Here is a 23204-nt window from a genome sequence, read left to right as displayed (position 1 = left end):
CCTCAGTAAGAAAAAGAACGACCTTGAATTTCCGTCTCTCGATAAAACGCTTACACAAAACAGTAAAATAAAAACCGTTCCTCATTTTAGTTCACAAAATACTAAATTGATTTAAACGGATTATATTTGACGCTCTTATTTTACTGACGACCTGCCGTTTTTGTCAATTTGATTTTTTCGGTCTTATAAATTATTTCATGTATGTTTAAAATAAAATCGATAATTGGAGAACGATTTGGTATATGCCCCAGATCTCGGCACTCATGCTCACTTTGGCATAACTTCTTCACTTATCGTCTTTTCCGCCTTTCTTGACTCGCCGGACACTGGTATAATCTAGATACTTCAATTGCAGGAGGAGAATGCCTTTTATGAGCATCGGCCTTATTTTTATTGTCGTCATTGCCTTTATGCTTGTTAGCTCAATTGTTCGCCGGGACGGTCACGGCAAGCAGGCGGGAAGCAAACGGTCCAATGATGGAGACGCTAACATGTTCGCCGTCTCGAATCCGGAGCTGTTTGATTCCACAGGGAACGGGGAGTCCCCCTCTCACGGACACAAACATCATAGCGACCATGACGGCCAAAGCTCCCAAACGCATCATCATTCCGGCGGCGGATATAGCGATTTCGGCGGCCATTCCCATGGCGGTCACAGCTTCGGTGACACCGGCGGCCATTCGGGCGGCGGCGATTTCGGTGGAGGAGGAGATTCCGGCGGTGGCGGCGGCGGGGACTAAGCGTTCCGCGCTGCTTCAGCTGTTATTGAGCCGCGTATGGCTGAATGCCCTGCGGTACTCGGTCGGCGTCACACCAGCCTGACGTTTGAACCATTTGGCGAACTGCTTGTCATCATCAATGCCCACAGCCGCGGCCACTTCCTTGATGTGGAGATTCGTGCCTGTCAGCGCCTCTTTTGCCGCCTCCAGCCGGATTCTGTGAATATAGGAGAGCAGCCCCGAACCGAATCTCCGCTTGAACATCCGTGACAGATAATCCTTGTTGTACCCCATCGCTTCCGCGATCCGCTCCACTGAAATATGAGGGTCCAGCGCATGCAGACGCGTCCATTCGAGCAGCTTCGGCAGCTGAGGGTCCAGCGCAGGCATGCCGCCCTGATCCTGCAGCTGCTCCGCAAGCTCGATCAATAGCGAGGTCAGAAAATAGTCTCCCGCCCTCCCGATCGCATATCCTCCGCTTGCCGCGTCCAATAGCTGACGGGCCAGGATATGCACCCGGCTCGGCTTGGGACAAGCTGCATATGACGGGATTCTTCCGGCGGGATCTCCCTCCGTCTCCTCTGCGAACAGAAAGTGGAACCAGTAGAACGATACGCCCGGCAAAGAGAGCCTGTACCCTCTATGCCTTACGCCCGGCTTCAGAATCAGGATATCCCCGGCCTTCACCTCGTACATTAAGCCATCCGCTTCCATAAACACCGTCCCGGATACGCCGATGATCAGTTCGAAGTCTTCAATAGTCCGGTCTGTATGCGACCAGGCTTCGTCCGAGAGGAACTGCCCGCCCCTCAGGAAGCGGTAAGGCTTCTTCAAATACAGTGGCAGATGATTCATTTCGGTTGAGTCTCCTTTTTCATATGAGGTCATTTTTTGACACCTATTATACCTTAAGCTCTACCGACAAACGATCCCCAATCCATTATGATGTTGCCAGAAGACGATTTCATCATAATGGAGGATGAAGAAATGAACCGTACCGAGCAAACATCCGTTGCCAAAACTTTACACCTGAAGAACGTCACCCTGCATGACCCTTATTGGACCCCTTACGTGAATCTCGTCCGGAACACCGTCATTCCTTATCAATGGGAAGCGCTTAACGACCGGATTGAAGGCGCCGAGCCAAGCCATGCCATCTCCAACTTCCGGATCGCCGCAGGACTTGATCAGGGCGAATTCGGAGGATGGGTCTTCCAGGACACCGATTTGTACAAATGGCTGGAGGCTGTCGGCTATTCGCTGGCCCTGAATCCGGACGAGGATCTGGAACGGATTGCCGACGAAGCGATCAAGCTCATTGCCGCCTCCCAGGCCGAGGATGGATATATCAACACCTACTTCACACTTGCGGAGCCAGGCAACCGCTGGACGAACCTGATGGACTGCCACGAAATGTATTCAGCTGGCCATCTGATTGAAGCAGCCGTTGCTTACTTCCAGGGAACCGGCAAAAGAGAACTGCTGGAGGTCGCAATCAAAATGGCCGATCATATCGACCGCCGATTCGGTCCGGAACCCGGTAAGATTCGCGGCTATGACGGCCATCAGGAAATCGAGCTTGCGCTCGTCAAGCTCTACGACATCACCGGCGAAGCGCGTTACCTGAAGCTGGCGTCCTTCCTGATCGAGGAACGCGGGCAGGAGCCAAGCTTCTTCCTTCAAGAGTGGGAAGCTCGCGGACGCATCTCGCACTGGTCTCCCGGCGTCGTTCAGAAGACGCCTCAAGGTCTCGATTATCTCCAGGCTCATAAGCCTGTCCGTGAGCAGGAGGTTGCATCCGGCCATGCCGTGCGTGCGGTGTATATGTACACCGGGATGGCGGATCTGGCTCTGCGCACCGGAGATGAGAGTCTGCTTGCAGCCTGCCGGCGCCTGTGGAACAATACCGTCCATAAGCAGATGTATATCAACGGAAGCATCGGCTCCACTCACCAGGGAGAAGCCTTCACCTTTGATTACGACCTGCCGAATGACACCAACTACTCCGAGACCTGCGCCTCCATCGGCTTGATCTTCTTCGCTCGCCGGATGCTTCAGGCGGAAGTGAAGGGCGAGTACGGAGATGTTATGGAGCGCGCGCTGTACAACACCGTGACTGCCGGCATGGCGGGAGACGGGAAGCATTATTTCTATGTCAATCCGCTGGAGGTATGGCCTGAAGCCAGCCAGAAGAATCCGGACAAGCATCACATCAAGGCAGTCCGTCAGCCCTGGTACGGCTGCGCTTGCTGTCCGCCCAACGTCGCCAGACTGCTGACTTCGCTGGGGCAGTATATCTTCACCTCATCATCCGACACCCTGTACACTCATCTGTACATCGGAAGCGAGGCCAGCGTTGAGCTGGACCGGACGCGCTTGTCCGTCAGACTGGACAGCAGCCTGCCTTGGCATGGCGATGCCGCGCTCACGATCGGCCCGGTTGAAGGTGCTGCGGAATTCACACTTGCCGTACGCATTCCTTCCTGGACTTCAAGCTGCACTTTCGCGCTGAATGGAGAGCCCGTGACGCCGGAAATCCGGAACGGTTATGCCTATTTGAAGCGGAGCTGGAAGGAAGGCGACCGCTATGCAGTGACGCTGGGTATGCAGCCCCATCGCGTGTATGCCAACCCGAATCTCCGGGCGAATGCCGGAAGAACCGCCCTGCAGCGCGGACCGCTCGTCTACTGCTTCGAGGAACAGGACAACGGCGCGCCGCTCGCTTCCTTGAGTCTGAAGGCGGATTCCGATATTCGCGAGGTAGTCGGCGGATGGCGCGATGGCATCGTTCACCTGGAAGCGGAAGGCTGCCGGCTGACCATGGGAGACGATCCGGAGGCGCTGTACAGCGCAGCAGGCCCGGTCAAGCAGTCCGTGAAGCTGACCGCCGTTCCTTATACGCTGTGGGGCAACCGGACTCCAGGCGAAATGCTTCTCTGGATTCGGGAAGAACCCTGAGCCGGCCCTGTACGCTAGTCAGGCTCCAAGCCTCTGCGATTGCCCGGGCTTCCTTCTCGACAACAGAATGTTGGATGGATGTTGGGATATCGCAAGCTTTCCTTATAATAGACAAGACCTTGGCGTGTTCGCCAAGGTCTTGTCTATTGCAGCCGAAGCAACCCGGAAGCGGACGGTTAAAAGGCGGGAATTCACGCCCAGTCCACGCCTAAGAGAGCTTCCCGCTGCGCCGCTTCTATCGCCCTGTTCAACAACAGCGACTCCAACCCATGCTAGAAGGGCTTGTAGATCAGAGCCGGATATTTGTCGGAATACAGGCTGACAGAAGTAATTGCAGCGATCTTCGTCCGGGCCGTAAGCCACTTCTGGATCAATTGAGGCAATGGCCCTCCCTTATTGGCGGCGTCCATAATCGCGGACAGAATTGAGGGGTCTCTGCAAAACTGCCCGTTCCCGTTAAACTCAACGGATGTCGGACTGAACGCCTCCAGACTCAGATCGGGGGTATGCTCTTCCTTGTATATAAGGACTTCTTCCGATCCGGAGCTTACAGCCAGCCAGCTGCCGGTATTCATTCCCGGAACTTCATAGACGGTTACCCGCTTCGCTTCGCTCAGCCTCTCCCCGAGGACCCGGGCAGTGAAATGCTCCGTCTCGTTTATGTATCGCTTCCCGTTATACAGGCAGACTCTTCCGTCCTCCAGAAGCTCCACCTTGCCCCAGGAATCGTTCAGTTCGGTAGTTCTGAGATGAATCAAGGTGATCAACCCTACAAAGATGAATAAAGGGAGGGCGACGATTAATATTTTTTTCATAACCAACCGGTCCATTGCGGCAATTCCCACCATTCACTCTGAAATTCACTTGGCTTATCTCTGATTATACCAAATAAATTATGGAAGAAATGCTCAAAAAAACTTATTTCAGCAAAAAAAGGTCTATCGTTCGTATTATTTCGGCAAAAACCCACTCCATAACGCTTCCAGGGTTCGCATGACCGCACTTGAATTCCAAAAAAAAGGACAAAACCCTCACATCCAAGTGAAGGACTTTGTCCGTTGCCGGAAGCCGGCAGATTCGAATTTTCGCTATAATTCAACGGTCTGGTTAAGATTCGATCGCTCCGTATCCTGGTTCGTAATTCGTCTGAACAAATAAGTCGCTTTCTCGGCCAGATTCCCGCTCTTCCAATATTCAGCTGCTTCGGCATGCACCTGGATCAAAATGACATCAGGGTCATCATAGCCGGTCTTAAGAAAGGCTTCGTACCCTGCATTCCAAAATTCCTTTTTCTTCACCACATTCTCTACAATCTTGGCCGTGCCGCGAATCGAGACAAAGGATTTGTCGGCATACACGACATTTACTCTGGGATCATGCAGAATTTCATCGAACTTGCTGGTATCCTTCTTGGTGAGGAACCATAAATCCCCATCAAATTCGACTTCCTGTGTCTTCATGGGACGGGATACGAGCCCTTCGTCCGAAATCGTTGTGAACATCGCCGTATCGATGCCCTTGATCAGCTCACGAACCGTCTTAACTGCCTCCTGGTGACTCTTGTTCAAATCAGACATGCTTATCGCCTCGTTTCTTCCGGATTATAGGTTAGCTTACCCAAACCCATACCATATATTAACCATTAATAGAACTTAATTGCTTCATAATCAATGATTTCGATAAGCTGCCCGATAACCCGAAGACGCTCTGGACTCACCCCCTGCATAAATGCAATGTAGCGGGTCTTCCATTCCTCATCGCTTCCTTCATGCACTGACACTATGGCTTGAAAATCCAGAGAACCGCTCCGCAGTTCCTCGTACAGAACGATTTTCGCCAGAATAGCGAGTTCCATGTCGCCGAAAAGGTCAAAAAGCGCCTCATACTCATCTCCGTAAAGGATATCCGATTCCAGAACATCCAAATAATCATGAAGCGAATACAGCCGGGATTTAATTAGCCGGGCCTTGTCTTCTTTATTTTCACATTCCATGACTTCAGCCAGCAATTTTCGAAGCTCAATGTCGGTCATCCGGTCTTCCGGGTTTAATGAGAATTCTACAGGCTTGATTCTCTCCTCCTGCCGGGTAATGATTACCGCCTGCAGACTGCGGGAATTGGCCGCATGGACGACCCGCTGCACCAGTCCGGTACTGCACTGATTCATGTATTCTCTCAGATGCCGACTGCCGATCTGCAGCTCATTCTGGAGACGGTGTACCGCCTCTTGGATGATGAATTGAATTTGCTCTGGAGGCGCTTGCGTCAATACCCGCTCCAACTGTTCAAATTGATAGGCTGAAATTCTGACCTGACCTGCCTCCATGCCGGACAAAGTGGAAAAGACCGCATTATTCAGCATCAGCTCATACATATTGAACAATTCGATCCGGTAATCAAACCTGCACACTCTCCCGAAATTCACCAGCGTATCCAGAAGGTCTTCGTGTTCGAACAGCTGAATAAATTCCGTCTCCATATGAAGCCGCTCCAAATATTGTTTCATGTAAAAGACACCCTGTAGCCGCATATCGTCTATCGCAAGTGGATAATCAATGCTGGCCATCGTGTTATGAGCCTCAAAAAGGATTTCGTATTTCTTCATAAAAACGGGCACAGACTCGTCTATGGTCATGTTGTAGGCATCCACTGGTACATCGAGCTTGTTTTTTCTGATTATGCCATACAGCCGCTTGGTCTCTTCAAAGCATCTGCTTACTGTCTCGACACCTTGTTCATAGAGTCTTGGAATTTCAGCCGTTTTTAGATAGGTAACCGCCTCCTCGGGCGATTCCAGGCTATGAAAGTATGCATCTACTGCATATAGCATAGAGGTGAAGATGTCTTCCGCCGTCTCTGCTGTAACCGAAGAGCTCTCCCCCTGAGTATAGCGCTTGATCAGATTCTGCAGGAGAAGCATCAGCTTGCTCTGAATGCCGTAAATCTCCTGATTGGTCAGCAGTCCGGTTCGATGCCCCTCAATCATAAGCGATACCGTATATTGATTTTGCTTGAGATTGTTTCGGTTCAAGTTGTTTTGTCATCTCCTTCAAGCATGGCTTTGGCCTCTTTCATCTGCACCTCTCTCCGAAAAACTTCGGCATACTCTTCAAGCTTGCTCTTCAACAAGTCCAGAGAGCCTCCGCAGTCTTCGTCATAAAGCTCCCTCATCAGTTCGATCAATCTGGAGTCGCCGATTTTGTCCTCGGTTTCATTCTTGAGATTGTAAAAAACTTCATGCAGCTCGTTCAATGTAGAAGCATAATCTTCTTCACGCATGTGGGGAGATTCGGAAAAAACCTCAATAAGCTCCTTGGTCACTTCAATGCTCAATTCCACGCGCCCATAGTTATGAAGCACCTGATTCCGGGCAACGATCATTTGCCTTGCTTCATCTGGAGACAGGACAAGCCCATATTCCTTGGTCTTCTCATTCAGCTCAAGGATCTGGATTACAGCCTGTTCCTGCATCGAATTACTCAAGGAGTTGAATAGGCGCGATAAAAACATAAGGTTTCCTCCCTCTCTCGATCCCAAGCATTTTATCAGGGAATAAATTCCCCAAAAATAATCATTGACTTTCGTATTATTNATGCTATAATAATATATTACTTACTCCTTCTGTTGTCAAAGAAACTTTTCTTTTTTTATATAAAAAACACCCCTTACAGCTTTCATTGGTTTTTCCAATGTCTGCTATAAGGGGTGTTTTTGTGCTGCAACAGCCAAAATATCCGTTCTGATCAGTTACTGCATATTTGAATAATTTCATTTGAGAGTTGTTCGACTCTTACAGGCTTTAATTCTCTATTGAACAATCCCATCGCCTTCACAAATGGAACCATTAATACCGCGTCAGGACGGTCTCCATATACCAGGCTTGGTTTTATAATACCGATATCTTTTCCACTTGCTTTTGCAATAGCTTCACCTTCTTGTTTGGTTGCAATAAAGGGCTTGTTCTTGAAAGGCATCCCCATACGTCCTGATATATAGCATCCTGCCTGAATATGCATCCTGTTCATAAGCTCGACCATAATGTTCACAGGCCCGACGTTCAATCTCACAAATTCCTCATCACTTTTCGCAGTTGCGGTCCCGACTAAATCAACGATTGCGTCCGCGTGTTCGGGCAATTTCGATATATAGGAATCCACATTGAATAGGTCCGCAGCTATCCATTCGACCCGTCTTTCATCGGCAGGACTTGTCATCGATTTATGAGGCCGGCCACTGCGGGACAAACTGATTATCCGAACATTAGAATCAACAGATAACCATTGTTTGGCTAAATGAGTTCCGATATATCCACTGCCACCAAGCAAAATAACAGTCTTCATTCCGCCATCCTCCTCCTTGAATTTATACTTCAATCAAATGCGGCTTAACGTCGGGGTCATGATTGGCGATAACGTCCTGGCAGTCCGGCCTTAAGCTCATCTCTTTTACCCATTGCAAGGAGTCCTTGGCTTGTTGTTTGCTAACCGTAAATCCGGGAAGAATCATCTTCTCCCAGGATTTTTGAGCGTAGCCGGTATCGGCTGCCAGCAGCAGAAATTGCCCGTTTCTTTGTACAAGAGTTGAAGTTAAGCCGACGGAATGACCAGGGGTATGAATGAACATAACGGAACCATCGCCAAATAAATCAAAAGCTCTTTGCTGTGGTCCATATTCCGAAGCTTGCATTGTGAATGTGTTCACAGAGACTCCCGCCCATGTATGCCGGACGTAGCGCAGACCGCCTTTCGACGCTGCCTGCCATTCCAGATCGCTGGTCAAAATTTGTTTTGCTTCACTCACTAACTTAAGGCCGCTAGTATGATCGATATCCATATGGCTCAAGAAGACATAGTCCAAATCCTTGGCTTTGATCCCCTTGCTTAGGAGCTGCTCATGAACAGCCTGTCCTTCTGGAAGAATCGCTTTGCTGACTCTATGGCCTATTCTTCCCAAATACTTGATCTGGTCGCCGCGCACATCGGTATGCCAACCCGTATCAATTAAGACAAGCCCTTTGGGATGCTCGATCAAATAGGCCGAAACCGGGATTGTAACCTGATGCTTGCTTGAGCGAAAGATTCCTGCAGGAGCAAGCGGATTCCATGTATGTTGTCTAAATGGGACGGCGATATCAACCTGAACTTGACCGCAGTGCAGAATGTGAACCTTTATTGAATCGGACATTGGAATCACCTCAACTTTACTAGTCTGTTTCTCCTTCTTGATAATCCGTAATAAATGCGTCGATGTTATCGAACAGTTTTTTCAGCTTGAAAATATCGCTATTCAAAATGTCCAAATAGTAATAATTTTTTGTTCCCTCTTGACTAAACCCAATCAAGTTGGCATCCTTTAACACTTTTAGATGATGAGATACAGCAGGCCGTGACAAATGGGTTCTTTGGGTAAGTTCACCTACCCGAATTCCCTGTTCGCAGCCGCTTTCGCCTTCGATAAGGGCAATGATGATGGATTGCCGTGTCTCATCCCCGATTGCCGTTAGCGCTTTTTTGCATTCACGAAACTCTTCGGCCAGTCTTAGCAAGCGTTCTTGTTTATTCATCTTTGTCCCTTTCGGTTTAATGGTTTAATCTTATGAACCATAATAACATGTTTTTCGTCCCAAAAATGAATGGTAAAGACAATCGAGACATATATCTCATAATCCTAGAAATCTAATTCCCTGTCCGGCTCGACTCCAATATATACCGGCAAATTCATGCCCAGTTGGCCTTCCAAGGTTTGTCCCGGAACAAAAGCGATATTGAAATTGGACTTGCCCTTGCCGATCCCTCTAAACGTCAACTGGAACAAACCGTTCGGAAGCTGGAGCTTCTCCTTCCACTTGTTGAAGATGCTATGCTCAGCTGGCGTCTCCGGATACAGCACCTGCATATATCCTTGTGGAAAAAAGACTTCCGAAAACTCATACTTGTATCCGTTGATCTGGATTCGTTGGCCTGTTTCTCTCTGTACCATTGCAAACTGGAACGGCTGCAGCTCGCCGCTCCACTCCCCCTCCGTGTCTGTTTCATTAGAGGCACTGAACACGATGCCCAGGCTTTCCAATTCGATCAACCGCTCCTCAAGAGCCGGCCCCCATATGAGAACATTGAGGCCGGTGAAGGCTTGTCCGTAATTGGTCAACCCGAATGTTAGCATAGACGGGATGCCAACATCTCCCGAGGCGAAGGAATGCCCGAATGTGAATGCCAATTTGGGCACATCGATACGCTGAAAGACATCGGAGATGCCCATCCTGCTGCGAAAATGTAAAACCCTCGCTTGAGCCTCCTGGTGCATGCCTTCCCCGGAATCCGGTTCAACCTCAAAACCTCTCATCGCCGCTTCAACCGGAATAGCGAGTAGCTCCGCCGCCAGCAGCATAGCCTCGTCTGCGAAGACCGTATCTTGCTCCCATACCGCCTTTAATGCGGTTGCACTTACACCGGGCGCACAAACCCCCGACCATTTCGAAGGCTGCCCGTTCCGTTTCCGTGGACGATTGCCCGCTGACATCGCGTTGAACAATTCCAGATTGTTGATCATGGTATCGGCCGTTTTTCCACTTTTATACAAGCGCATTATCAGCAGGTCGCTGTCATGAATGATGGAGCCGACAGCCGGGACGCCAGCACGGGCAGAGATGGCTAGGCTAAGCTCGTCCAGATCATTGATATCCTGCTCGTCCAGCTTCTGATCGTAGACGGAAATCCATCTGTCGGAAGAAACGTTAATAATCAGGGAACGGTTAGCTGAGTCGGCATCATCCGTCTCCTCGTATTCTGCTCCAATAATCCTGTCTGATATGGCAAGCACTACTTCCTCCAGCAGCTCGGTGCTATTCTTGGCTCCGATGAACACCTGAATATTTGAAATAAACGCACTCAATATCCGTACCCCTCTGTTCTGCCTACCAACCCTGAATATCGATAATATAGGGTTGATCAAAGATAAAAATTGCTCCAGCCTGAATTGCTATTGCAGCTAGAATTAGCAGAATTGAATATATAACCCGGGAAAGCTTAGCAATATTAAAGAACCTATTGATCCCAATAAATGCAATTACATAAATAGGCAAAGATAAAAATGTAATGATGTAATTCAGTAAACCATCTATAAATTGTGCCTCATAATGTTCCGGATAGGACTTGAGAAAGTAACTGTTGACCGAAAATGGAATTGCTAAGAACAAGATGCATTCGATAATTACGATGAGTATTTTTTGATTTCGCCGTAATTTCTTTTGCTTTATTGATATCGAAAGCAGAAAAATCAGGATGGTTAATATTATTACGACGAATACAACAATATTGATCACTTCGATCTCCAGTCTTGGAACTATTTTGAACATCCAATACGTCTAGTCATATATTCGTGAGCGCATAAAATAATCCTGCCCCTCGCAGGACAGGATTGTTATCAAAGACTAGCCGCGATAGCTCCTTCTCTCCTCCGCTGTGACAGGAGTGCCATCTGCATGATAGTCATAGCTCCAGGGAAGCTGCGACAGCTCCTCTTGCCCCATAGCGACCAGTTCTTTCTGAAAGAGCCGGAGCAGTACATACAGACTATTTCCGTGATCGGGAATGTACATCTCCATATAATGCTTCAGAGCCTTGCCCATTCCGGAATAGTGAAAGCATACGAATGGGAGATCCTGTTCAAGCCCATAGTACCCGTTATGTGCCGAAATAATCTTCCGGCCGGACTCATGCAAATTCCAGTAGGCGACATTGTACCCCGGGTGCTTCCAGACCGTAACGTTAAAGTAAGCCGGTGCGAGGTCGATCCATTTCTGGTCACAATAATAGGGGGCTTCATAAAAACCGTAGCGGTACAGCCGCTGCTCCCACCATTCCAGAAATTGCATCGTTTCCTCCGACCGCCGCAGCGCCACGAAGCCGGTGTTATAAACGCCTACCCATAAATAGCTCCACGGATCTTCGCAGGGCTCCAGAAGATGAGGCGACAGCAGGATGTTATGATATTCCAGAGCAAACAGCAGATCATCAAATGGAGCGTAAGGGATGACGTCCGTATCCATGAATACGATGTTGAGCTCATCCGGATACCGGTCAAACAGGAAATGAAGAAAGGCCGGTTTAACGGAGGTTGCCGCCTCGTAAAGTCTGTATTTAAGAACATTGGTTTCAAAGTCCGGAATTCCTAAATCCTTCGCCAGAATGACTTCGTCGAACCAGGGAACGTTGACCGCTGCCGGATGCATCGACCTCTCCACAAGACAGATGATAACCCGGGCATATGGCATTTGAGCTTTGGTCCTTCTGGCCATCACCTTCGCCTCATGCAGATTATCTGCACAGGTCACCGAGCAGATGATCATGGCGAATCCTCCTTCTTCATCCGGTAGTCAGAATTGGCTTTCATTAGAAAGAGTGAAGGGATTAGCTTCAATAGCATGGTATATTTTAGCCTCCCGGTAGCGTAATCGGGTCTCATCCGAAATTTTCTCCCCGCTGGCAAAATAGTCATAACTCCATGAGAACGGTGATTGCCAGGACAGCAATGCTTCCAGCTCCTGCTTGTAGTTCTTCCACATTTGAGCATAGACCCAGTTGTCTGGAATGAAGACGTTCATAGAGCTGTCGAGCATCCCGGCAAAATTATTGAAGTTCGCGCAGCGCAGCGAAGTCCAGTCAGTCAGATAATACTGATCTTCTACCCAGTAGAGTTCTCTACAGTGTTCATGCAGATTCCAGAAGCCCAGGTTGTAACCGGTATGGCGAAGGATGCCTGTATGGAAGCAGCTGGGGACGAAATTCAGATAAGGCTGGTCGATGTACAGCCCTTTCGGCTGTGTATGAAAATCCCCTGAAGTCATCTTCACCCACCAGTCTGCAAAATAACGGCCACCGTCGCTGTTTCTAACACCTACAAGTGCGCTGTTATAGGTTCCGTCTACCAGCGTCCCGATTTCTCGGGAGCAATCCCAGGCAGGGGAGGGCTCCAGATGGTGGGGTGTGAGCACAACATCATAATAGGTAAGCATTGCCCATATTTCACTGAACGGCTTGAATACATACATCTCCGGATCGAGATACACAATCTGCTCCTCCGCCGGGAAGGCTCTGAGCAGATAGGCGGTCAGCTGAGCTTTCATCGCCGTTGCGCATTGGAGAGAATTGAATTTGAACATATGCCCGTCAAAATCGGGGAATCCGATGTAAGCCGAAATCTCTTTGGCCGTAAAAATCCAGTCAATGTCCGGCAGCGGCTCTACCAGGAACTGCTCCACCAGGCAGACTACCACGGTTGTCTCAGGCATAATCCGCTTAACAGAAGCCGCCATGAGCCTTGCTTGGGGCAAGCCTGAAGCATTGACTACTGTTCCTATAATCATATTGGACGAGCCTCCTTGTTCAAGGGTTCGATTCCGATTGATTGCGACGCTATATTCTATGAACAGGCAAGCTAATGGCTTGTGCAGATGAACAAGTCCATCCGCTGACTTCCTGCAATAATATACTATATGGCGTTTCACTTGGGTTGTAGGATATGAGAAGGACCTGAAAGGAGAATTCTCATGAATATTGCATCTTTTTTAATTTACTGTGTGATTGCTACTTTTACCCCGGGACCTACAAATATCGTCATATTGTCCACCGTACATCATTCGGGAGCCAAAAAAGTTATGAAATATACGTATGGGGCAACGATTGGTTTTGGCTTGCTGCTTGTTATTTCAGCTATGTTGAATACGATTCTTGTTGCGATCCTGCCCAAAATATTAATGGTGATGCAGGTAATAGGAAGCTTGTATATGTTCTATCTCGCCTACCAGATTTACAAGACGGATACAGCAAATCCGGCTGCAAACCAAACGACCACTTTCTTGTCCGGCTTGCTTATGCAGTTTCTAAACCCGAAGGTTATACTCTTTACTATGACAGTAATTCCGAGTTATATTATGCCCTACTATACCTCATTCTCTGATATATCAGTAAGCATCGCAGCGATAACGGTAATTGGATTTTTGGCTTTTATTACATGGGTTCTTTTCGGTACGCTCTTCAAGGAATTTCTTCAGAAGTATAGTAAAATTGTGAATATGATGATGGCCTTATTTTTGGCTTACGCTGCCTTAATGATCTGGATGTAGCGACGCTTGCGAGGAGGTGAACAAGTGGATAAATTTCTCTATAAAAGATCGGCAGGAATCACTGCTTTATCGGCAAGTATCTCCGAATTCAAATATAAAAAGCACGCTCACAAGGAGTATGCAATCGGCGTAACATTGCGCGGTATTCAGCATTACAACCTGGATGGCAGTCTGCAATTATCTCATCAAAATGGAATTATGCTGTTTAATCCGGAACAGGCACATGATGGAATGGCGCATGATAAGGCCGGACTTGATTATGTTATGCTGTATATTGATCCGCATTTGTTATTGAAGGTTTCGGAGAAAAAGGATATTATGCGGTTCTCAACTCCGATCATATATGATTCCAGACTTGAACAAAAAATTCTAAATCTGTCCCATGCCATACTGACTGAGCAAGACGAGGCATTGTGCAGTGAATTGCTCATATCCCTCATAGATACCCTTATCCAAACCCATTTTTCTACAGACAACAAGAAAGAGAACGCACGGATTAGAACTGCAAAAGAAATGATTCATGCTAACCTGGAACAAGTGCTTAAGCTAGATGAGCTGTGTAAAGAGCTTCGTCTGTCGAAGTTTCAATTTATTCGCATGTTCAAGGCTCACACCGGAATTTCACCCTACCAATACTTCCTGAACAGCAAAATTGAACATGCCAAACGGTTAATCGAAAAAAGCAAAGATATCTATTCGGCTGTAGATGCATGCGGTTTTGTTGATCTAGCCCACTTAAACAAACACTTTAAACGCGTATATGGAACTACAGCTTTGGAGTATATCTCGCATCTAAAGGCTTAAGATAAGCGATTAGAGGTGCCCGATGATTTGATCCATTCAGCAGTTAATTTAACACCTTCTTCAAATGAGTAATCATGTTTAAAGCCCAAATGTTCGATCGTTTCATTCATTGTAAACCATTCTTTCTTGTACACAATTCCATCTTCTTTTCTTTTTCCCAACCCAATCGGGGAATCAGGGGAAACTACATTTTTGACCGTTTCAATAAATTCACGCAAGGGTCGCGGAGCAGGGCCGCCAACGAAATAGTAGGGTTTGACATCTTGTTTCAGTCCAACTTCGAACAAACATTTGATACAGTCATCAATATATACGAAATCAAATAATTGCTCCGCTTTCGTATATTCGGGCAACTCTTTAAGTAATAATTTCTTGATTGTATAGTTAATAATATTGGATGTTCGGTCCCCAATCCCGTATATACCGGATAAAGTGCACCATGTGTAAGGAATGCTGTGATTGTTACAATAGATGTCTAGCAAAGAGTGATAAAATTTTTTACTAATAGCATAGGTGAAATGCTCTGAAATGATATTATTCTGCAGTGCCAGCGCTGCCATGAACTCTCCTATCGTACCTGTTGCAATGAATCTTTTACATCCCATGAGCTTGCATTGCCTGGCGCACTCCAAGGAGTTGGATACATTATCCAGCTGAATCTTATAGTCTGCCCTTTCCGGTCCTGACGCCCCCGTCCAGGCAAGATGATAGAACACATCAATATCCCGATCCGCTATCAAAGACCCCAGCTGCTCCGCCTGGTTAAGATCACAATAGATCATATTTATATTGTCATGTTTCAGAAGTGTATCCACATTCGAGTGTTCGTTCCTGACTACAGCAAATACGATTACTCCCTTGCTCGCAAGATAATTCGTTAATGAACTGCCGATAAATCCATTTGCTCCTGTGATGATTGCCTTATGCATGGAATTCACCCCCTCAACGTGTACATATCCATATGTCACCCGATAACGCAGCCATCCCCGGAGCCCCTGCCATCGGTCTGTCACTCCTCTTCCATGAGAGATACTATACACTATGAACAAATGAACCAATGGCTTGTGTAAATGGACAGCTTCATCCGCTGATCTATTTATGTAATGAAATGGCTTCAGCCCAGCCAACAAAAATAGAGACCTTCCATCCGGAAAGTCTCCATAACTATTTCTCCCGCTTCGTCTACTCCGACAGATATTCGGCGTCCCTTAGCAAGACGGATGCTGCCTCAGCCGAAATATGCTTGCCGCTTTGTGCTCTCACTTCATTTCTAAAGCTGTTCAGGTTATTCTTCTGCAATTTGCTCAGGAGGCTGTTGGCTATCCCCTGATTATCAATGGCCCCGTCAGCTGCAAAACGATTGACAAGCTGTTCCAGCGATGAAATGCTTGTGGTCGTCTCGAACGATACGGTTGCCGAAGCGGAATTACCCGCTTGATCCACCACACTTACTATTAGAACATGCTCTCCAAGAGACAGCTTATACAGTTCGATAGCTGTACCCTTATCTATCGGTTGACCATCCAGCGTAGCGGCAACAGACAAATCATTAATCCCGGACAGCAAATCATATACCGTGTAATCCACTGCGACGGTTTGAGCGTCAAGATAAATTTCGCCCGTTGGACTGTGGATATCGATCGCGGGCAGAGTCTGATCCAGGTAAAGTGAAACCGCAGATGCCGCTTCTTCCGTATTTTTTGCGTTATCGACTGAATAGTACTTCAACTCATATTGTCCGTCTTCGCCAAGTGAAATAGGCGCGGTATAAGCTTGCCAGGTGATGCCATTATCCAGACTATATACGGTATCGACAACCCCGGACAGATTATCCTTCGCATTCAAAGTAACCGTTATCGGGTGCGCATACCATCCATTCAGTCCATCCGGACTTGCAGGATTCACTTCGGCTGTCGTTACAGGCGCCGTCTTGTCAATCTTTACCTGCACGGAATGCGGCTCTTCCGAATTACCCGCTGCGTCCACACTCCAATAGGTAATGTCATGCGTGCCCTCATCCGACAGGGAAATCGATTCTCCGGTTTGTTCAGGCCCGCCATTCACTGTGAAATACGTTGCCTCCACAGAGGATTCGGTATCTTCCGCATGCAGCGTGACATTGACATCCCTGTTGACCCAATCGGCAGGAGCATCATCGGTTGTGGCTGGCGGTGTCTGATCGGCTGCAGCCGAGTAGATCTGGACCTCAACCAGCCCGCTTCCCCAGCTGTTGCTGAGCGCATCGTTGCTGACACGTCTTACCTCATTCACCTTGAGCTTCACATACCGGTAGCTTCCACTCAGCTTATCCGAGTTGAAGCCGGCCCAAATATTCGTATTATTGTTGACCAGTTCCGTCCAGTTTTGGTTATCCGTTGAACCATAAATTTGATATCGATGGTACATTTCCGAACCATTGTACAGCCTGTAGGCTACATCAATTCGGGACAGATCATAGACATCCCCCAAATCAACCGTATATTCATACGGAGCGGACAGGCCGCCGAAGAAGGAGGTCGAGTCGCCGGATGTCCGAAGATTGAAGGCATAGCCGTCGTTCGCTTTCTCAATCCCCGTGACCGAAGCATTATTGGTGATTGTCGCATTCTTGCCCTGTGACACCAGGACTACCTTCGGAAGCTGCACATTTCCGGTCGCCGCATTCAGCTTCCAGCCCGTTGTATAAGACATGGAGGCGGTATGCTCCGCCTGGCTGAACGTAATCGGCAGCCAGACATACCGGGAATCGGAGAGCTGACTCGACCGCCAGCGGTCACCCATATAAATATAAGTTTTGGTTCCGTCCTCATTGGTCAGCTTCATGATGTTGGTCGGTTGGCTGTAGTAGGTGCTGTTGTTTCCGAAGGCATACTTTTCGATGAGCAGGCCGTTCTCTTTTACAGGAGTCCAACCCTCGGGATTCTTGAGATCAGCGTTAAAGCTGATGGTTCCCTGGTTCGGCAGCCAACCCGATTGTCCGGAGGATACCATATAATAGCCGTCCTCCGCGCGCACAATCGCCGGCGCTTCCCGTCCGACATCCTCATAGAAGCTGTACGACTCGAAATCCGCCGATTTCGCAGCAGCATCGCTGAATGCATAGGTAGTCAAGTCCATATCCGTATAATCGGCATTCAACCGATGAACCCTCATGGAGTGACCTTCCGCCGATACCAGATATGCCGCTCCGTCATCATCGGTAAAGACCGTCAGGTCACGTGAGACATAACCCATTTGGGCAGGATCGTTCTGCACATCAGCCGGAACAGCAACCTTGGTCCCGCTGGTCTTGTAATATTCGGAATCCAGGTAAATGCCATTGTCGCTGCGCCAATTGCGCAATGTACCGCCCGGACGCCAGTGACCAAGGAAGGTATACGGACCTTCCGGACGATCTGCTACCGCTACGGCGATTTGACTGCTGGCATAGCTGCTTGCGGTTTCCCAATGACCATATAGGACGTACTTCTTGGTCTTGTCATTGTACACAAGCTTCGGCCGCTCCCATTTCGCATCCAGGAGCCCGTATTCCGCACCTTGAACCGTGTCGGCGAATTGGTCAAGAATATTCCCCTCATTCGTCCAGTTGACCAGGTCGCGTGAGGAGTAGAGTGAGACTGCATAGAAAGCAGCCCTGTTGTGAATTTTGTTCTCCCCGACCCAGTAGTAGATTGGCCTGCCGTCTTCGGCTGTCTGCTGCAGGAATCCGCCGCCGTGGGCTTGAATGGGATTTCCTTCCGTATCGTACCAGGTTTCTCCGACAGGCACACCGGCCGAGGAGTAATCCGTCACATTGCCCGGGTGGACGGTCTGGGCCCAATTGAAAGCTTCGTCAATTTGCAGAGCCGCCCGGTCAGCATCCCACTGTGTTGCGGAATTATCGCCCAGTACCGTCTCCGCTTTATGGAGCGCCGCTGTTATGGTTGACCAGGTCCCGTTCGTGTAATTTCCTCGGACCGTGTCTTTATGATCATTGTATTTGGCCTCGAGGGCGGATTTCTCGATGTACGGTGTTCCAAATACCGCCAGCTCAATGATTCCGTCAGCCCATGTCGCGCTTTGACCATTGATCACGTTGATCACGCTGTTAACGGTTAATCGAACGTAACGATAATGTCCCTCATTCGATATGGGATTCGTAACAAATCCGACGACATTATTGGCTGAACCGTCAACAAGCACCGTCCAATTCGTATTGTCCCGACTGCCTTCCAAGGTGTAGCGGTACACTGTATCCGACCCGTTAACCTCCCTGGTAGTCAGGTTGATTTCGGACAGCCGCGCATACTGCTCCAGGTCAATAACGATGTTATAGCCCATTGAACTATGCTGCACCCGTGGAGAAGAAGCCAAATCCTCACCGTCCGTCACCGCTGCTGCATCCAGGCCGGTTGAATCGACAGCCTTCTTGCCCAGTGAGAGATATCGGCCCGACTGTACCGGAATTACGCCGTGGACCGGGTCCTCATCCAGCTGATGGAACCAGTCGGCTGTCGCAATCCCGTTATGGAATACCATCGGGAACAGTCTGGCGTATGTGCCCATCGGGTCCTTGAAATTCTCGGCATACTGCTCACCCCAATGGTAGCCGTTCTCGGCGAATGCAACCCGGCCGTTGGCTCCTGTCCATTTGACTGCTCCGTTGGCTTGAGTCGCATACATAGATCCATTGCCGATCGCCCGCAGCGGTGTCCATTGACCGGCAAGGGACTCTGCCGAGGCATACTCCGCCTGACTTGGATACCAGCCATTGGTGGTTGAAGCGAAGAAATAATACCGTCCTTCGTATTTAATCATCGTTGGCGATTCCTTATGCTTGCCCACGAACACGGTATTCACCATTGCCTTGGGCTGTTCCCAGTTCCCGTCCAATTCGAGAATCCCTGTATCATTATTATTGCGGGTCGCGAACAAAATATAGGCCCTATTGTCATCATCCACAAACAGGGACATATCACGCGAATCCTTGTCAAAAGGCCGGCCTCTAAAGGTCGCCGCAAAATCATTCCCGCCGGGAGTAACCGAGCCCAGGAATATAGCCGCCCGTGTATATCCGCTGCTGGCTTCCTCATGTGCGGTAAAGACGACTTTTCCGGTCTTGGGGTTCAGAGAGTACCCGGCGCTTTCAACCCGCATATCCTCAAAAGAGCCGAGCAACCGGTCATTGCCATAGCTGTGTCCATCCCCACCGGTCAACTCGTAAATGCTCGTGGTAATAATGCCCGTTGCGGCATTCTTAGCGGCTGTATACGTATAGTGATACCAGGTGCTTCCGACCTTGATTCCGTAGGTATTTGCAGTCGACAGATTATCCGCCCCGGTATAATTATCTTTTTTCTGCGTAATGGCCGAAGGATCGTAGGAGAAGGTATGCACCGTGTTGGTGCTGGCAAGCGCGATTTGCTCTCCGCCTCTGATCGCCTTAACGGTATAGGAGTAGTCCTTATCCGTCTCAAGGCCATACTCATCCACAGTGTCTCCGTTCGTCCGGTTGATGAGCGCATCGCCGCGATAAACTTCGTAGTAATCCGTCCCCGAAATCACCGGCCAGGAGATTTTCACATTATTGACGGTGTCCTCGCCGTCCAGACGGAATTCGTTAGCGGTAGCCGACCACTCGCTGCCGTAATAATCAACACTTGCGACGGCGCTGCTGATACCGCTCGGAGCAATCGCGGCCGCCTTGACCGTCACATCTCCTGAAATTTCAAAAGGTCCTGTATATGGCGTGCTGTTCAAGGTAGGCGCTGTTCCATCGGTCGTATAATAGATATACTTGTTCCCCGCCGGATGGGTTATGGTAACCGGTCCGTAGATTTGACCGGCATCCGGCGAAATGACCGGTGATACATTCCTGATTCTGAATTCGGTCAGGTCATCTGGGGTAAGCGCTTTATTGAAAATCTGCAAGTTATCGATCAAGCCGGCGTAGTACTCCCCCGATCCCCAGTTGCCTTTCCCGATCTGGAGAATCCCGCCCGATGTCGTAAGGATGTCGGTTAACGCCAGGCTGCTTGCTGCTGTTGATTTCAACTCGCCATCAATGTATAGCCGGCTCTCAGTGGCTGTAATGACTACGTCCACATGCTTCCACTCCGTGCCGCTGCCGGATTGCGCAGTCTGGGGACGTGCGCCGCTGTTGTTATACCGCTCCACCGTCACGGAAGCCGGCGTGTCAAGGACCCCCAGATAGCGTTCGTTTAAGTAGGTCTGGGTATTGGTGTTAGGCGCTGCAAAAAAGACCCAGCCGCTGCCTCCGCTCGGCTTGCTGTCATACGAAATGGTGAGCTCCTTAAGCCCGGCGAGAAGCGGCGTTCCGTCCGCTTTGGTTACATTAAGCCAGAATCCGCTGCCGATATTCGCCGCTTGGCCATTGCCTTCAAACGAGCTGGTGTAGCTGGCAGTGCCTTGAACGGCGGCTTTTGCTCCGCCTCCTGCTAGACCGCTAGTGGGATCGTCAAAATTGAAGCTGGCAATGAGATCATCGCTTGCATCCAGCGGCGCCACCTTCACTTTGTAAGCCTGACTGTAATTGAACCAGTTCATAGTCAGGGTTACTTCCTTAACGCCTGTGCCTCTAGCCGGACGGTTTACTGAGCCTGTGTCCGGATTGATTACATTGGTGTCGCTTGAGGTCCAGGTAATATGGGGATCAGAGAGCAGAGAAAGATCGCCTCTAACCTCCATGCCATCGGTCAGCGGCTTCAAGGCAAGCAGGTTGTTCCAGGTAAATTCGCGAATCTCGCCCGCGAAGTAATCCGCAGCGCTTTGATCCAGCGCATCCTTGAACACACGAACATCGCGGTAGTGCGAATCCAGATTGGAGTAAGTCGCGATCGTCCGGTTGAGCCGGATTTGTCCATTGCCGATTTCATCCGCACCAATTCCCGCCGAACCAACCTCCGCGGCCTTGACTCCGTCCACCCATACAATAAGCTTGCCGGTACCGGCTGTGCCGTCCAGCGAAATCGTATAGTTATGCCACATATCAGCCGCAGGTGACGGAAAAGCTGCCGCAGCAACATCCGTCCCATTCCGTTTCAGGACAACCGCAGCCTTTCCTGCACTGTAGTAAGGTCTAAGCGTGAGGTTATTGTTGTTATCCGCTCCGTATGACAAGAGCGTATTCACCCCGCTTGTAGAGCGCGTCTGCTTCATGTTCAATTTGATATCCAGCGAGAATGAAATCCGCTTTCCCGTTACGGCATTTGCCGGGTTGGGGCCTGCAATATGTCCGTCGTTTGCATTTCCCGGGTTGACCAATGAGACGTAGTCCGCATTCCAGGATGGGGAGCTGCTGGACAGCATCTGGGAGGGATTCAGTTTATTTTGTTCTTTGTACGTATTGTTTAAAGGGTAATGCGCCACTAAATTCACGGAGTCATATTCTTCCCCGGCTGCAGCATGAACGTAAGGAGTCGGAGCGTAGCCGCCTATGAATACGCTCGCAATCATCACCGTAAGCATTGGCCTTTTCAAGGGTTTTTTCATCGTATTCCACAATCTCATTGCAATTCTCCTTTGCCTCATGTATTGGAGTGCATGCAAATCATGTGTGCTCAGAAACCGGGATCAACGGAGTGCCAGAGTCTTGCCCTTCCTATCACCTCCCATATGTAACCGCTTGCTAAACTTGTTTTACTAAACCGGTTTGCTATTGGATTATACGAAAGGATGCTCCAATCTTTAAGTGCAATATTCTGCTATACGTGTAAAAAACAAATATTCAGCTTATTCACTTTTATATAAAAACTGTACAAATACTCAGATACAAACCAAAAAGGCAGGCAGCCTTAGCCACCTGCTCTGTTATGAGCCCGAGCGGGACGATGGAGATGAGATTCTCCATGCCTCCGGTAAATTCGGTTATTGTTTCTGAAAAGTGCTAACCAGCCGTTCCATATATTGCTTCATCTTGACGATCAGATTAAAGTCGCCATCATGGAGACACCAATTGTAGATCACTCCACGGGCAGCTATAAACAGAAACTCGGTGATTTCCTCGGAAGATATCTGATTATCCAGCTCCCCGGAAGCCTGTCTCTTCTCGATGATGCCCTGAAGAGTAGTTTGCATATAACGACCCTTGGCAATAAACAGCTTATTATTCGTTGTATAAAGCTGCTTGATCGTTTCCAGCCCCATATTTTCATTATAATCGGCATAAACCTCGAAATAGCGGACAAGCTCTTCCTTCGCATCCCGGGAATCGGACACCCCTTTATATTTCTCATCAAAATAGCTGTCTGCCTGCTCGTACATTTCAACCAATATATCGCTCTTCGTCTTGAAGTAATTGTAAAAAGACCCGACTGAAACCCCAGCCTCCTTGCAAATTTCTCCGATTTTAATTGCCTCTAAATCCTTCGTTTTCATCAGACGCAAGGCGCTGTTATAGATTTCTTTCTTCGTCTGCATGCTTTGAAGCTGCCGCGAATTTAACTTTTTGGGGGACATTGTTGTTCTCCACTCTTCTATATATTTGATGCGAATTGTATCATATTTTTCACTCAAGGATATACGCTGCCGCTCTCACATCCCTAATGTGAAATATATCACAAGTTTATCTTTTTGGATAGTATACAATGAACTCATTCACT

Annotated in this window: 18 protein-coding genes; 4 read left to right on the top strand and 14 right to left on the bottom strand. The window is 48.7% G+C overall.

Annotated features, from left to right (window positions below; all coding sequences use genetic code 11):
- Positions 1 to 371: 371 nt before the first annotated feature.
- Complete coding sequence (locus tag KIH86_RS14350; RefSeq protein WP_223085409.1) at positions 372 to 740, top strand: hypothetical protein; 369 nt, start codon at positions 372 to 374, stop codon at positions 738 to 740.
- 15 nt (positions 741 to 755) lie between these two features.
- Here the strand turns inward: KIH86_RS14350 and KIH86_RS14345 are convergent, their stop codons facing one another.
- Positions 756 to 1574 carry a helix-turn-helix transcriptional regulator gene (locus KIH86_RS14345; RefSeq protein ID WP_223085411.1) on the bottom strand — a complete coding sequence of 273 codons (819 nt, stop codon included), beginning with the start codon at positions 1572 to 1574 and terminating at the stop codon, positions 756 to 758.
- Between the two features lie 132 nt (positions 1575 to 1706).
- Between KIH86_RS14345 and KIH86_RS14340 the strand changes: the two genes are divergently transcribed.
- Positions 1707 to 3677, top strand: a complete 1971-nt coding sequence (locus tag KIH86_RS14340; RefSeq protein ID WP_223085414.1) for a glycoside hydrolase family 127 protein — start codon at positions 1707 to 1709, stop codon at positions 3675 to 3677.
- 272 nt (positions 3678 to 3949) lie between these two features.
- Here the strand turns inward: KIH86_RS14340 and KIH86_RS14335 are convergent, their stop codons facing one another.
- The 10 genes from KIH86_RS14335 to KIH86_RS14290 all read right to left on the bottom strand — a co-directional run bounded on the left by KIH86_RS14335 (position 3950) and on the right by KIH86_RS14290 (position 13041).
- Positions 3950 to 4492, bottom strand: a complete 543-nt coding sequence (locus KIH86_RS14335) for a hypothetical protein (RefSeq protein WP_223110524.1) — start codon at positions 4490 to 4492, stop codon at positions 3950 to 3952.
- Between the two features lie 273 nt (positions 4493 to 4765).
- Positions 4766 to 5254 (bottom strand): pyridoxamine 5'-phosphate oxidase family protein, encoded by a 489-nt coding sequence (locus KIH86_RS14330; protein ID WP_223085423.1) that lies wholly within the window; start codon positions 5252 to 5254, stop codon positions 4766 to 4768.
- Positions 5255 to 5319: 65 nt separating this feature from the next.
- Positions 5320 to 6708: a DUF6179 domain-containing protein gene (locus KIH86_RS14325; protein WP_235775418.1), complete on the bottom strand. Its 1389-nt coding sequence runs from the start codon at positions 6706 to 6708 to the stop codon at positions 5320 to 5322.
- A complete protein-coding gene (locus KIH86_RS14320) occupies positions 6705 to 7187 on the bottom strand; it encodes a DUF6323 family protein (RefSeq protein ID WP_223085425.1) in 483 nt (160 codons plus the stop codon). Before KIH86_RS14320 ends, KIH86_RS14325 begins: the two co-directional genes overlap by 4 nt.
- A gap of 233 nt (positions 7188 to 7420) precedes the next feature.
- Positions 7421 to 8017: an NAD-dependent epimerase/dehydratase family protein gene (locus tag KIH86_RS14315; RefSeq protein WP_223085426.1), complete on the bottom strand. Its 597-nt coding sequence runs from the start codon at positions 8015 to 8017 to the stop codon at positions 7421 to 7423.
- A gap of 22 nt (positions 8018 to 8039) precedes the next feature.
- Complete coding sequence (locus KIH86_RS14310) at positions 8040 to 8861, bottom strand: N-acyl homoserine lactonase family protein (protein WP_223085428.1); 822 nt, start codon at positions 8859 to 8861, stop codon at positions 8040 to 8042.
- Positions 8862 to 8880: 19 nt separating this feature from the next.
- Positions 8881 to 9240 (bottom strand): ArsR/SmtB family transcription factor, encoded by a 360-nt coding sequence (locus KIH86_RS14305; protein WP_223085429.1) that lies wholly within the window; start codon positions 9238 to 9240, stop codon positions 8881 to 8883.
- Positions 9241 to 9344: 104 nt separating this feature from the next.
- Positions 9345 to 10568: a hypothetical protein gene (locus KIH86_RS14300; RefSeq protein WP_223085430.1), complete on the bottom strand. Its 1224-nt coding sequence runs from the start codon at positions 10566 to 10568 to the stop codon at positions 9345 to 9347.
- A 538-nt stretch (positions 10569 to 11106) separates the two neighbouring features.
- On the bottom strand, positions 11107 to 12024 hold the full coding sequence (locus KIH86_RS14295; protein WP_223085431.1) for a hypothetical protein: 918 nt from the start codon (positions 12022 to 12024) through the stop codon (positions 11107 to 11109).
- 27 nt (positions 12025 to 12051) lie between these two features.
- Positions 12052 to 13041, bottom strand: coding sequence for a hypothetical protein (locus KIH86_RS14290; protein WP_223085432.1), 990 nt, complete (start codon positions 13039 to 13041; stop codon positions 12052 to 12054).
- 183 nt (positions 13042 to 13224) lie between these two features.
- Between KIH86_RS14290 and KIH86_RS14285 the strand changes: the two genes are divergently transcribed.
- Positions 13225 to 13800: a LysE family translocator gene (locus KIH86_RS14285; RefSeq protein ID WP_223085433.1), complete on the top strand. Its 576-nt coding sequence runs from the start codon at positions 13225 to 13227 to the stop codon at positions 13798 to 13800.
- A 24-nt stretch (positions 13801 to 13824) separates the two neighbouring features.
- Positions 13825 to 14604 (top strand): AraC family transcriptional regulator, encoded by a 780-nt coding sequence (locus tag KIH86_RS14280; protein ID WP_223085434.1) that lies wholly within the window; start codon positions 13825 to 13827, stop codon positions 14602 to 14604.
- Here the strand turns inward: KIH86_RS14280 and KIH86_RS14275 are convergent.
- The 3 genes from KIH86_RS14275 to KIH86_RS14265 all read right to left on the bottom strand — a co-directional run bounded on the left by KIH86_RS14275 (position 14601) and on the right by KIH86_RS14265 (position 23022).
- The gene (locus tag KIH86_RS14275; RefSeq protein ID WP_223085435.1) at positions 14601 to 15533 is read right to left on the bottom strand and encodes an NAD-dependent epimerase/dehydratase family protein; all 933 of its coding nucleotides are present in this window, start codon (positions 15531 to 15533) and stop codon (positions 14601 to 14603) included. The genes KIH86_RS14280 and KIH86_RS14275 overlap by 4 nt on opposite strands.
- 253 nt (positions 15534 to 15786) lie before the next feature.
- A complete protein-coding gene (locus KIH86_RS14270; protein WP_223085436.1) occupies positions 15787 to 22113 on the bottom strand; it encodes an OmpL47-type beta-barrel domain-containing protein in 6327 nt (2108 codons plus the stop codon).
- A 357-nt stretch (positions 22114 to 22470) separates the two neighbouring features.
- A complete protein-coding gene (locus KIH86_RS14265) occupies positions 22471 to 23022 on the bottom strand; it encodes a TetR/AcrR family transcriptional regulator (RefSeq protein ID WP_223110522.1) in 552 nt (183 codons plus the stop codon).
- Positions 23023 to 23204: the final 182 nt, after the last annotated feature.

Origin of the sequence: Paenibacillus sinensis (assembly GCF_019904155.1) — a bacterium.
Classification (GTDB): domain Bacteria; phylum Bacillota; class Bacilli; order Paenibacillales; family Paenibacillaceae; genus Paenibacillus_AQ; species Paenibacillus_AQ sinensis.
Note: the sequence above shows the minus strand (reverse complement) of the source record. Positions and strands in the feature narration are given on the sequence as shown.

Bases quoted from the DNA above. Each gene is read 5' to 3' on its own strand.
- KIH86_RS14350 (WP_223085409.1), top strand. From the start codon at position 372: ATGAGCATCGGCCTTATTTTTATTGTCGTCATTGCCTTTATGCTTGTT.
- KIH86_RS14345 (WP_223085411.1), bottom strand. From the start codon at position 1,574: ATGAATCATCTGCCACTGTATTTGAAGAAGCCTTACCGCTTCCTGAGG.
- KIH86_RS14340 (WP_223085414.1), top strand. From the start codon at position 1,707: ATGAACCGTACCGAGCAAACATCCGTTGCCAAAACTTTACACCTGAAG.
- KIH86_RS14335 (WP_223110524.1), bottom strand. From the start codon at position 4,492: ATGAAAAAAATATTAATCGTCGCCCTCCCTTTATTCATCTTTGTAGGG.
- KIH86_RS14330 (WP_223085423.1), bottom strand. From the start codon at position 5,254: ATGTCTGATTTGAACAAGAGTCACCAGGAGGCAGTTAAGACGGTTCGT.
- KIH86_RS14320 (WP_223085425.1), bottom strand. From the start codon at position 7,187: ATGTTTTTATCGCGCCTATTCAACTCCTTGAGTAATTCGATGCAGGAA.
- KIH86_RS14315 (WP_223085426.1), bottom strand. From the start codon at position 8,017: ATGAAGACTGTTATTTTGCTTGGTGGCAGTGGATATATCGGAACTCAT.
- KIH86_RS14310 (WP_223085428.1), bottom strand. From the start codon at position 8,861: ATGTCCGATTCAATAAAGGTTCACATTCTGCACTGCGGTCAAGTTCAG.
- KIH86_RS14305 (WP_223085429.1), bottom strand. From the start codon at position 9,240: ATGAATAAACAAGAACGCTTGCTAAGACTGGCCGAAGAGTTTCGTGAA.
- KIH86_RS14295 (WP_223085431.1), bottom strand. From the start codon at position 12,024: ATGATCATCTGCTCGGTGACCTGTGCAGATAATCTGCATGAGGCGAAG.
- KIH86_RS14290 (WP_223085432.1), bottom strand. From the start codon at position 13,041: ATGATTATAGGAACAGTAGTCAATGCTTCAGGCTTGCCCCAAGCAAGG.
- KIH86_RS14285 (WP_223085433.1), top strand. From the start codon at position 13,225: ATGAATATTGCATCTTTTTTAATTTACTGTGTGATTGCTACTTTTACC.
- KIH86_RS14275 (WP_223085435.1), bottom strand. From the start codon at position 15,533: ATGCATAAGGCAATCATCACAGGAGCAAATGGATTTATCGGCAGTTCA.
- KIH86_RS14270 (WP_223085436.1), bottom strand. From the start codon at position 22,113: ATGAGATTGTGGAATACGATGAAAAAACCCTTGAAAAGGCCAATGCTT.
- KIH86_RS14265 (WP_223110522.1), bottom strand. From the start codon at position 23,022: ATGCAGACGAAGAAAGAAATCTATAACAGCGCCTTGCGTCTGATGAAA.